The sequence below is a fragment of the Bradyrhizobium sp. UFLA05-109 genome, assembly GCF_054185165.1.
In genome coordinates, this window is sequence record NZ_JBBIAR010000006.1 from 189,835 (window position 1) to 201,188 (window position 11,354).

The 11,354-nt window shown below is 64.4% G+C and carries 7 protein-coding genes and 1 pseudogene; 1 reads left to right on the forward strand and 7 read right to left on the reverse strand.

The window, feature by feature from the left end; all coding sequences use genetic code 11:
- Positions 1 to 17 precede the first annotated feature (17 nt).
- From Q3C01_RS06305 to Q3C01_RS06320, 4 genes are all read right to left on the reverse strand, one after another.
- A complete protein-coding gene (locus Q3C01_RS06305; protein WP_458144466.1) occupies positions 18 to 1,307 on the reverse strand; it encodes an MFS transporter in 1,290 nt (429 codons plus the stop codon).
- 23 nt (positions 1,308 to 1,330) lie between these two features.
- On the reverse strand, positions 1,331 to 1,849 hold the full coding sequence (locus Q3C01_RS06310; protein WP_458144467.1) for a PRC-barrel domain-containing protein: 519 nt from the start codon (positions 1,847 to 1,849) through the stop codon (positions 1,331 to 1,333).
- Between the two features lie 23 nt (positions 1,850 to 1,872).
- The gene (locus tag Q3C01_RS06315; RefSeq protein ID WP_458144468.1) at positions 1,873 to 4,077 is read right to left on the reverse strand and encodes an amylo-alpha-1,6-glucosidase; all 2,205 of its coding nucleotides are present in this window, start codon (positions 4,075 to 4,077) and stop codon (positions 1,873 to 1,875) included.
- Between the two features lie 69 nt (positions 4,078 to 4,146).
- On the reverse strand, positions 4,147 to 5,910 hold the full coding sequence (locus Q3C01_RS06320) for an ABC transporter ATP-binding protein (RefSeq protein WP_458144469.1): 1,764 nt from the start codon (positions 5,908 to 5,910) through the stop codon (positions 4,147 to 4,149).
- A gap of 307 nt (positions 5,911 to 6,217) precedes the next feature.
- Here Q3C01_RS06320 and Q3C01_RS06325 point away from each other — a divergent pair, with 307 nt between their 5' ends.
- Positions 6,218 to 7,288 carry a glycosyltransferase family 4 protein gene (locus tag Q3C01_RS06325; protein ID WP_458144470.1) on the forward strand — a complete coding sequence of 357 codons (1,071 nt, stop codon included), beginning with the start codon at positions 6,218 to 6,220 and terminating at the stop codon, positions 7,286 to 7,288.
- A gap of 114 nt (positions 7,289 to 7,402) precedes the next feature.
- Here the strand turns inward: Q3C01_RS06325 and Q3C01_RS06330 are convergent, their stop codons facing one another.
- The 3 genes and pseudogenes from Q3C01_RS06330 to Q3C01_RS06340 form a co-directional block, all read right to left on the reverse strand.
- On the reverse strand, positions 7,403 to 9,334 hold the full coding sequence (locus tag Q3C01_RS06330) for an alkyl/aryl-sulfatase (protein ID WP_458144471.1): 1,932 nt from the start codon (positions 9,332 to 9,334) through the stop codon (positions 7,403 to 7,405).
- Between the two features lie 110 nt (positions 9,335 to 9,444).
- Positions 9,445 to 10,728, reverse strand: coding sequence for a TRAP transporter large permease (locus Q3C01_RS06335; RefSeq protein ID WP_458144476.1), 1,284 nt, complete (start codon positions 10,726 to 10,728; stop codon positions 9,445 to 9,447).
- 285 nt (positions 10,729 to 11,013) lie between these two features.
- Positions 11,014 to 11,319: pseudogene (locus tag Q3C01_RS06340) on the reverse strand (TRAP transporter small permease); the annotation flags it as partial.
- Between the last annotated feature and the right edge of the window lie 35 nt (positions 11,320 to 11,354).

An 11,354-nucleotide genomic window follows, 5' to 3' on the forward strand; every position in this document is an offset into this window, starting at 1 on the left:
CGGCCATTTTCTCGTTCTCAACGCGCGCTGCGCCGCGTCTCCGGCATCACCAGGAAAATCAGGACGAGCCCGACCGCTGCGACGCAGGCGAGGCCGACAAAGGCAGTGCTGCTGCCGAACCTGTCGCTGATGAAGCCGCCAAGCACGGTGCTCAGCGACGCACCGATGCCGGTCGCGGTTCCCACGACTCCCTGTGCAAGATTGAAATGGCCGCTGCCGAAGGCGACGTCGGCGACGATGAGCGGAATCATCACCGCGAACACCGCGGCCGTGATGCCGTCGAACACCTGCACCAGCACCAGGAGATATGGATCGCGGACGGTTGCGAACAAAAGGCCGCGAATTGCAAGAGCGCCAAATCCGATCAGCAGCAGCGGGCGCCGGCCCCAAGCCTGCGCCTTGCGCCCGACCGTCGGCGACATCAGCGCAACGATCGCCTGCGGCACGATGATGCAGCCGGCGATCAGGACGGTCGCCCACTGGCTCGACCGCGTCGTCACCACGCTCGCCATCAGCGGCAGCATCGCCGCGTTCGCAAGCTGCAGCAGCAGCACACTACAGGCGAAGATCAACAGGGGCCGCTGCCTCAGCAGATGCCACACATTCGTATCCGCGCCTTCGGCGGCTTCGCGCGGCATCGCGCCGTGCGCGCGCGCCACGTCGACCTCCTCCTCGCGGATCCGCGACAAGGCGATCAGGGTCGGGATCGCGAGCAGGAAAGTGACCAGGAACACCGAGCGGCTCGACAGCAGATAACCGGCGGTGCCCATCACCGCGGCGGCGACACCATTGCCAAGCGAGGCGAAGCGCGCATTGCGGCCGAGCCGTTCGCCGATCGCAAACGGCCCGACGAGGCCGAGGCTGATCGCGGCGATCGCGGGCCCCAGCACACAGCTCGCCGCTGCATGCAGGGTCGCTGCCGTCACCACGACCGGGAAGATCGGCATCGCCGCATAAGCAAGCGCGCAGCAGCCGATAGTCGCGATGGCGAGCCCTGCAACCAGCCGCTCGGATTTCGCGGCGTCGATGATCGCGCCACCCGGCATCTGGCCGATCAGGCCGACGATGCCGCCGATCGACAGCACGAGGCCGATCTCGACCTGCGTCCATTTCTGCGTCGTCAGATACACCGCGATGAACGGGCCGAAGCCGGTCTGCACGTCCGCCAGGAAGAAGATGAACCAGTCCAGCGCACGCAGGCTTTGCTTCGACGGAGCCGGTTGCGCGAGCGCAGGGACAGCGTTGCGGCTCTCAGGTGGGCCGCGTCGATCGTCGCTCGGATGGCTCGGCTTCCTGGACAAGCGCACCGGCAGTCTGCCCTCCCCTTTCCCTACGGAATGAACTGCAGCGGTTGCAGGGTGCCGGAGGCGCCCAGCACGACGATTGGTGTGTCCTCCTTGTATTCCGGCGCAGCCGCGACCTGCGCCTTGGTTAGCTCCAGGCTGATGCTGTCCTTCTTGTTGGCGATCTGGCCGAAGTGCAGCGCGTTCCAATCAACCACGATCTTGCGGCTGCCAACGCCGAGGAAGCCGCCGAAATCGATCACCGCCGCCCGCACCTTGCCGGTGCGATCGACGACGACGTCAACGATACGTCCCATGTCCTCATCGGCGGCGCTGCGCACATCTCGCCCGAGCACGCCATGCGCGTCGCTGGCCCCGATGATGGTGACCGACGGCGGCGGCGCCGCGTCCTTCGGCACCACGGGCACGGCCGGCGATGACGATGGCGATGGCGACGCGTTCGGCTCGGCTTGAGCCGCAGGCGGCTCCTCTGTCGCGTACGACACCGCTGGTGCAATGCCTCCGACGATTATTGCGACCAGCATCAACCGCATCATGGCGCGCATGCGACGTCCTCCGGCTGATTGCGCTAATGCGCCAGCACGATCGATACCTGGATCTGGCCGCGCGTTCGCAGCACTTCGAGCGCGACATCGCCGCCGTGGCGGCGGATCCGCAAATCGACGCTCGACGAGCCCAGTTGCAGGTCGCGCAGCACCACCTCGTTCAGAAACGCAGGCAGATGCGGATTGCGCAGGCGGATCTCGCTGCGCGCAACGTCGAACTCAATGCCGAGCGCCGCTTCCAGCAGCGTGAATGGCGTCGCACTGGCCCAGGCTTGCGGCGCGCAGGCGACCGGATAGAGCGTCGGACCCCTGCGCTTCTCGCGCCGGAAGCCGCAGAACAATTCCGGCAGCCGCCTGAGGTCCATATAGGTCGCGGCCTCGAAAAGGCCCTTGAAGACGTGCGCCACCGAATGTTTCAGGCCGTAGCGCGCGAGCCCGAGCGCGATCAGCGCATTGTCGTGCGGCCAGACCGAGCCGTCATGATAGGACATCGGGTTGTAGCGCACTTCGCCGAGCGCCACGGTGCGGATGCCCCAGCCGGAGAAGAAATGCGGCCGCATCAGGTCGGCCGCGACCTTGCGCGCGCGGTCCTCCCTGATCATGCCGCTGAACAGGAGCTGGCCGGCATTCGACGTCCGTACCTTGCAGGGCCGCTTGGCGCCGTCGAGCGCGAGCGCATAGGTGCCGAGCTCCTCGCACCAGAACGCGTCCTCGAAGCGCGCGGCGAGCGCCTTTGCCTCAGCCTCGAGCTTCCGCACTATGTCGGGCTTGCCGAGCCGCAGGGCGCAGCGCGCGGCGAGCTGCTTGGCGGCAAAGACATAGCCCTGCACTTCGGCCAGCGCGATATAACCTTCCGCAAGCGTGCCGTCGGCATGGAAGATCGCATCATAGGAGTCTTTCCAGCCCTGGTTGGCGAGGCCCTGCTCGGAGGCGCGCTGATATTCGACAAAGCCGTCCTGGTCGGGATCGCCGGGTCCGTCGATCCAGGCCAGCGCGGCCTCGATCGCGGGCCACAATTCCAGCAGAGTCGCGACATCGCCCGTGCGCTCGAAATAGTGGCCGGCGAGCAGCACGAACAGCGCAGTCGAATCGACGCTGCCGTAATATTGCGCGAACGGCACCTCGCGCAGCGCCGCCATCTCACCACCGCGCATCTCGTGCAGGATCTTGCCGGGACCGGCGTCGGCGAGCGGATCAGTGGCCTTCGCCTGGAAGTGCGCGAGCCGCCGCAGTACGCCTCTGGCGACCCGCGGATCGATCCACAGCAATTGCAAGGCCGTAATCAGGCCATCGCGGCCGAACGTCGTCGAGTACCAGGGAATGCCGGCATAGGGATAGCGGCCCTGCGGCGTATCCGTCATCAGCATGTTGAGGTCGGCCATCGCCTGGCACAGCACCTCGTTGAAGATGTTGTTGGAGGTCTCGATGCTGGTCGTCCCCGCCGTACAGGAACGCATCTCTCGGCGATGCGCCAGCATGGCCGGAAAGAAACGCACTGGTTTGAGCGTTTGCGGCCGGTTACAGGACACGGCCACGAACAGCGACTTCGTGTGGTGCGGCTCGAGCTCGAGCTGCCAGGTGGCGGCATTGACCGAAAGACGGGTTGGTCTCGGATCGAAATGCAGCCCGGTCGTGCGCTGCGCGTCATCGAGCCCGCGATATTCGAGCAGGACGTCGGTCGGGCCGAGCAACTTGCTCGCGCCGGTCCCCCGCCGCGGCCGCTTCTCGCCACGCACCTCGAACAGATCGGCGAAGTCGCTGTCGAACAGCAGTGTCAGATCGAAGCTCGCCGGCCGGTCGCCATGGTTCTGCAGGCCGATACGCTGATACGCCGTGCCACGCCACAGGAACACCGTGCGCACGATATGCAGCAGGTCCTTCTGGAGGACGATGCGGCCGTTGCGGTAGATATCGGGGTTGGTGAGATCGACGGTCAGGGCTGAGTTGTCGTCACGCAGGTTCGAGCCGAGCAGCAACGGCTGAAGATCGTCGAGCACGAGCTCGAGCCGCGCGAGATAGCGCGTGTCGCAATTGAACAAGCCGTCCGGACCACCGGCGGAGGCGCCGATATCGCCATGGCTGTCGAGCACGATGAAGGTGTCGTCGTGCTTGAGCGAACGCCGCGGCCTCGCCGCAGGTCCCGTCATGGGAATGTAGAACGGCTGCTCCTCAACCACTTCCACGGTTCGCGAGGCCGCGACGAACTGGGTGACGACTTCGGCTGACATGCGCTATTCCCCTGCGCCGTTATCCAAAACGCAAATCGACCTGAACGCGACGATCTGGACGCGACTGGCTTACGCGGCGAACTTCGAGAGCCGGCTCATTTCCTTGGTGACCAGCTCGCGGTACGGCCCGTGGTTCTGCATCAGTCGGTCGGGCGATCCGTCCTCGATGATCTTGCCAGCCTGCAGCACGACCACCCGGTCGAAATTGCGCAACGTTGCCAACCGGTGCGCGATCGCAATTACGGTGCGGCCGCGCATCAGGCGCGACAGCGCCTCGCGGATCGCCTCCTCCGCCTCGCTGTCGAGCGCTGCGGTCGCCTCGTCAAGCAGCAGGATCGGCGCGTCCTTCAGGAAGGCCCGCGCGATCGCGATGCGCTGACGCTGGCCACCGGAGAGTTTCACGCCGCGGTCCCCGACCATTGTATCGAGTCCCTCGGGCATGCTCTCGACGAAATCGCAGCGCGCTGCGATCGCCGCGCGCAACACCTCGTCATCGGTCGCATTGGGTCGGCCGTAGCGGATGTTCTCGCGAACCGAGCGATGAAACAACGAAATGTCCTGCGGCACCACCGAGATCGCCTCGCGCAGGCTCTGCTGCGTCACCCGCGCGATATCCTGGCCATCGACGGTAATGCTGCCCTCATCGACATCATAGAACCGCTGCAACAGCGTGAACAGCGTCGACTTACCGCCGCCGGAGTGCCCGACCAAGCCGACGCGTTGGCCGGGCTGTAGCCGCAGGCTGAAGCGCTCGAAGATCTTCGAAGCTCCGGGGTAGCCGAACGTCACGTTGTTGAAGGCAATTGCGGCGCCGCGCTTGACCAGCGGCTCGGCTTCCGGGTGGTCGCGCAATTCATGGGGCACCAGGAGCGTGGCGATCGCCTCCGTCAGCCGCGCGACATGCTGTGTGACGTCGACCAGCGCGACCGCGAGATCGCGTGTGGCGTTGAGGATTGAGAGCCCGAGGGTGCAGACCAGCACGACCTCACCGGTCGTGGCCTCACCCTTCTGCCAGAGCGTGATGGCCCAGGCGAGCAGTGCAAGGGTCAGGACGACGGTGACCGCGGCGTGTGTCAGGCGCAGCTTTTCCAGGTAACGAAGACTGCGGCCGCGCGCCGTGAGTTCCCGGTTCACCGTGGCGTCGAAGCGCTGATGTTCGTGGGTGATGCCGCAAAACGCCCGGACCAGCGGCATGTTGCTGATGACGTCGATCATCTCGCCGTCGACGACGGCGGCCTTGTCGGCGAAATCGTCATGTAGCGGCTTGCCAGCCGCGGCGAGGTGGAACATCGCGATGACCATGCCGCCGGCGATCACGATCAGACCCGCGGCCATATAGAAACTCACGGTTCCAATCAGCAGGATTGCCGCAACTGTGGCAATGCATGGCGGCAGGACATTCCAAACGAACATGTTCTCTACCGTGAACACGGCATTGGAGGTGGCGGTGATACGACTCGTGAGCATACCCGGCATGCGATCGGAGAAGTAGCTCGGCGCATGACCGGTCAGATGACGGAAGATGTCGCGGCGCAGATCGCCGGTCACGCCAACAAAGGTGAAGCTCGCTGTCCAACTTGCGATACGCCACAGGAAGTTGTCGGCTGTGATGAGCGACATGAGGAAAACGAATGACAGCCATACGCCTCCGCCATGGGAAGCACCGGCAGATAGGCTGTCGACCAGCGATTTGACGCCATATTGCGTTCCCACGGAGCAGGCAACGGCCGCGACCACGGCGGTCAGGATCACCAGATGCGATGTCAGCCGCCGGCGAAGATAGCGTAAAACAAAGGCAAACGGCCGCCTCGCGTAACCCGATAGTTGATCCATATGGCTGCCACCCCGTCATAACAATTGTCAGTCGTGCCTCGCACGGCACTGGCTGAGTGAACATCGACCGGTTCGTTCCGGTTCCCTTGCAATGCGATCACGACATGACGATGCGGACGATCTGAGAAGCAGTCGTGACATCATCAAGACCAGATTGCGGACGACTCACGCCGCATTGCAGACGTGTCGAATAAGTAACCTTTGAAGGGTGGAACTTCGCAGATGCGGGAACGTTCCCATGGCTGGCATGCCGGTGCCGAAGTGAGCTGGGGTTTCAACTTCATGATCGCGAAAAGGAGATGGTGAGATGCGCATCGCGCAGGTAGCTCCGTTGACGGAGGCTGTTCCACCCAAGCTTTATGGCGGCACCGAACGGGTGGTGCATTGGTTGACGGAGGAACTGGTGGCGCTCGGACACGATGTGACCCTCTTCGCCAGCGGCGACTCGCATACCTCGGGCAAGCTCGACGCGACGTGGCCCAAAGCGCTGCGCCTGGACGGCGCAGTGCGCGATCCCAACGCGCTGCACATGGTGATGCTGGAGCGCGTGCGGCAGAAATGCGACGACGAGGAATTCGACTTCCTCCACTTTCACCTCGATTACTATCCGTGGTCGCTATTCTATCGTCAGCCGACGCCATTCCTGACGACGCTGCATGGCCGGCTCGACCTGCCCGAGCATCAGCCGGTGTTTGATACGTTCTCTAAAATCCCGGTCATCTCGATCTCGAACGCGCAGCGGAGGCCGGTGCCCCAAGCCAATTGGGTGCGCACCATCCACCATGGCCTGCCGGAGAATCTGCTGACGCCAGTGCCTGCGAAGCAGGATTATCTCGCAGTGCTCGGCCGCATCGCGCCGGAAAAGGGCGTCGATCGGGCCATCAGCATCGCGACGCGCTGCGGCATCCCGCTGAAGATCGCGGCCAAGGTCGATCGCGCCGACCAGGATTACTACGATGAGCTGATCCGGCCGCTGATCGAGAACAATCCACTGGTCGAATTCATCGGCGAGATCAGCGACAATGAAAAATCGGAATTTTTGAGCGGCGCACTTGGTCTTCTGCTGCCGATCGACTGGCCCGAGCCGTTCGGACTGGTGATGATCGAAGCCATGGCCTGCGGCGCGCCGGTGATCGCCTTCAATCGCGGCTCGGCGCCGGAGATCATCGACGAGGGCCTGACCGGGTTCGTCGTCGAGGACGAGATCAGCGCAGTCGCGGCCGTCGGCCGTCTGCCGCAGCTGAGCCGCGCCGCAATCCGCAAGCATTTCGAGGCACGCTTCACTGCAAGACGCATGGCACTCGACTATCTCGCCGCCTACCGCGGCCTGATGGAAGCGACTGCGCCGAAGATCAAGCTGGTGAGCAGCGCGGAGTAACCATCATCACTCTCGCCGTCATGGCCGGGCTCGTCCCGGCCATCCACGCGCCACCACGCATGAGGACAGACGTGGATGCCCGGGACAAGCCCGGACATGACGACTGAGACAATCCTACGTCACCACCGTGCGCTTCGGCTCGACAATCTCGAACATGCGCGGGAAATCGTCCATCAGGGCCATCAACTCGGCGAGGCGCAGCGCGTTGCCCGACAGCTTGATCTTGCCGGCAGCGACCGCCTCTGGGAACGTCGTGAGCTTCGCGATCACCTCGTCGAGCGTGGTGCGGGCGAGCGTGAAGCTGGCGTCGGCTTTTTCCGCCTGCGCGCTTTCGGTATAGGTGAGCGCCGAATTCTCGAGATTGAGGACGAAGGTCTCACCGGTGTCGGAAAAGCTCCAGTTCAGCACGATGTGCTTGCCCTCGGCTTTCGGGCCGTTGAGACGGATGCCTAGCACGTCCCAGAGCTGCGAGGTGCGAAGTGCGGCAAGCGTCTCGCGCGGCATCGGCGGGCGCGGCGGCGTCTTCGGCATTCCCTGGCGCAGCTCCTGGGCGCCGACCAGATAGGCGTTGCGCCAAGTCGCGCTTTCCGCGGCATAGCCGAGCTGCTCCAGCGTGTCGGCGAGCAGGCGACGTGCCGCCACGTGATCCGGCTCGGCGAAGACGAGATGGCTCAGCGCCTGCGCGACGAAGCGGAATTCACCCTTGTCAAAATCCTTGCGCGCCCGCGCGAGGATCGCGTCCGCGCCGCCCATATACTCGACGTACTTCTTGCCGGATTCGACAGGCGGCAGCGGATCGAGATTGACGGGGTTCGCGTCGTACCAACCGAGATATTTCTGGTAGATCGCCTTCACATTGTGGCGGATGTGGCCGTAGTAACCGCGACCGTGCCAGGCGCCTTCCAGACTTTGCGGCAGCCTGATCGTCTCGGCGATCTCGGCTGCGGTCAAACCGTGATTCATCAGGCGGATCGTCTGGTCATGCGCGAACTTGTAGAGGTCGCGCTGCTGGCGGATCATGGTGTCGATGCGCTCGCGCCCCCACACCGGCCAGTGATGCTGGCCGCACATCGCCTCCGCCTTGCCGCCCCACAGAGACAGCGCCTCGTTCAGGTATTTCGACCACGCCAGCGCATCGCGTACGTCGGCGCCGCGGAACGGCAGCAGATTGTGGAAATTATGCGTGCAGTTCTCGGCGAGGTTCAGGAGCTCGTAGCGTGGAATGAAGAAGTGCATCTCCGCTGGCGCCTCGCTGTTCGGCGCCATCTGGAATTCGAATTCGACGCCGTCGATCACCCGCGTGTCACCGGTCGCCATGATCAGGTCGGTTGGACGCAGCAGCGCCACTGAGCCCGCCGCCATCGACTTGCCGAGGCCGCAATCGACCTGACCGCGCGGCCCCTTAGCCAGGAACGGCCCGAACTGATATTGCGCCCGGCGCAGCATCGCCGGTCCCGCGATGATGTTCTCGGAGACCGCATGCTCCATGAACAGGTTCGGCGCGATGATCGGCACTCGCCCGGTGGCGAGCGCGTCCTCCTCCAGCACGCCGCGCGCGCCGCCCCAGTGATCAGTATGGGTGTGGGTGAAGATGACGGCCGCAACAGGCCGCATCCCGCGGTGCTTAAAGTAGAGATCGAGCGCCGCGCGCGCCCCCTCGATCGAGGTCAGGGTGTCAACGACGATGACGCCGCTGTCGCCCTCGATCAGTGTCATGTTGGCGATGTCGAGCCCGCGCACCTGATAGACGCCGGGCACGACCTCGAACAGGCCGTGCTGCATGTTGAGGCGCGACTGGCGCCACAGGCTGGGATTGACCGTCGGCGGTGCCTGCTCGGCGGAGAGAAAGCCGTAAGACTCGAGGCTCCAGACCACGCGCCCCTGCGGATGATCGATCCTGGCATTCTCGATCGTGCCGAGAAAGCCGCGTCCAGCGTCTTCGAAATCCCGCGTGTCGGAAAACGGCAGCGCGCCCAGCATCGCCTCGTGCTGCGCGATGACGGACGACGTTGAATCTTTCGGCTCGCTGCTGGCGATATCGGTCATCGGGCCGGCTCCCTTCCTGATTTGGTTGGGCGCCATCTAACCGCATTGGCGCGCCGGTTCCAACAGCCGGCGACCGGCAACGCCGGTCGCTAGGTCTGCGACGCCCGGTCCTAGTGCATCCCGAGCAAGCGCGGCAGAAACAGCGTCAGCTCGGGCCAGTAGGTCACGACGACCAGGAAGGCGAGCATAGTGAGCAGCCACGGCATGACGGCCACCGCGAGCTCGGTGATGCGCATTCGCGCGATCATCGAGGCCACATAGAGATTTAACCCGACAGGCGGGTGGCAGAGGCCAACCTCCATATTGACGTCGATGACGATGCCGAAATGCACGAGATCGATGCCGAGCTTCTTCGCCGCCGGAGCCAGGATCGGCGCCATGATCAGGATGATCGAGTTCGGCTCCATGAAATTGCCGGCGAGCAGCAACAGCACGTTGACGACCAGGAGGAAGCCGACCCAGCCAAGATTCTGCGCCGCGATCCAGTCGGCGAGCGTTGCCGGCAGGTTCTCGTTGGAGAGCACGAAGGAGAACAGCACCGCATTGGTGACGATGTAGAGCAGCATCGCACTGGTGTTGGCGGCGCGGAGCAGCACGCGCGGCACGTCCTTCATCCCGATCGCCCTGTAGACGAAGACCGAGATGAAGAAGGAATAGACCGCCGCCATCGCAGCTGCCTCGGTCGCGGTGAACAGGCCGCTATAGATGCCGCCGATGATGATGACGACCAGCATCAATCCCCAGATGCTCTCGCGGAACGTGCGCGCCGTCTCGCCCCAGCTCGCTTTGGGCAGGCGCGGATAGTCGCGCTTCTTGGCGAGCCACCAGGTGACGATGCACAGCATCGTGGTCAGCAGCATGCCGGGCAAGAGGCCGGCAACGAACAGCGCGCCGATCGAGGTGTTGGTCGAGACCGCGTAGACGATCTTCGGGATCGAGGGCAGCATCAGGATGCCGAGCGAGCCGGCAACCGTAATGATGCCGGCGCCGAAGCGCATGGGATAGCCGTGGCGGACCATCTCGGGCAGCACGATGGCGCCGATCGCAGCCACCGTGGCGACGCTCGAGCCGCACACCAGCGCGAACATCGCGCAGGCGACGATGCCGGCAAGACCGAGGCCGCCGTGCCAGTGGCCGATCAGCGAGGTCGCGAAATTGATCATGCGCCGCGCCACGCCGCCATGCGTGAGGAAATTTCCCGCCAGGATGAAAAACGGGATCGCCATGATCTCAAAGCTCTCGATGCCCGTGAAGAGCTTCATCGAGACCGCCTCGATCGGCACGGCCGTCAACGTGAACAGGAACGTCATCACGGTCAGGCCGAGCGCGATCGAGACCGGGATGCCCGTCAGCATCAGCGCGATCAGCAGCGCAAACACGGTCGCGGCGCGCATCCAGTGCGGCAGCACGATGACGCCGGACTTTTCGGCAAGGCACAGCGCGAAGATCAGGATCGGCGCCAGAATCAGGATCACGCCGAGCGGCGAGATTTTTCGTGCAGCTGCCTTGGTCGCGGCACCCGCCGGCTGGGGATGCAGCGCGGGCGAAGCGTCCGCCTGCACGCCCTCGACGTGGGTCTCGTCGTGATGCGGCAGCTCGCCGGTCCAGAAATAGAACCAGGCGACCTGGAGGAAGCGGAAGCACATCAGGCCGGAGCCGAGCGGGATCGCCAGATAGACGATCCACATCGGCGCTTCCAGATCGTTCGACTGCTGCCCGGTGTGGAACATTTCGCCGACGAAGGAGGCGCCGAAGGCCGCGATCATGCCGGTGAAGATCGCGCCGCAGAGCAGCGCGAACAGGATCACGTGCTTGCGGGACTGTTCGGGGAGACGGTTGACGAGCAGGTCGACGCCGACATGGATGCCGGTGCGCACGCCGTAGGCCGCGCCGAACTTCGCCATCCAGATGAACATGTAGATGCAGAGTTCCTGCGCCCAGGACAGGTCGAGCTCGGACAGGAAGGTGAACAGGCCCTGCGCCATGGCGGCGAGCCAGGTGAGCCCGTGCGAGGCGGCCC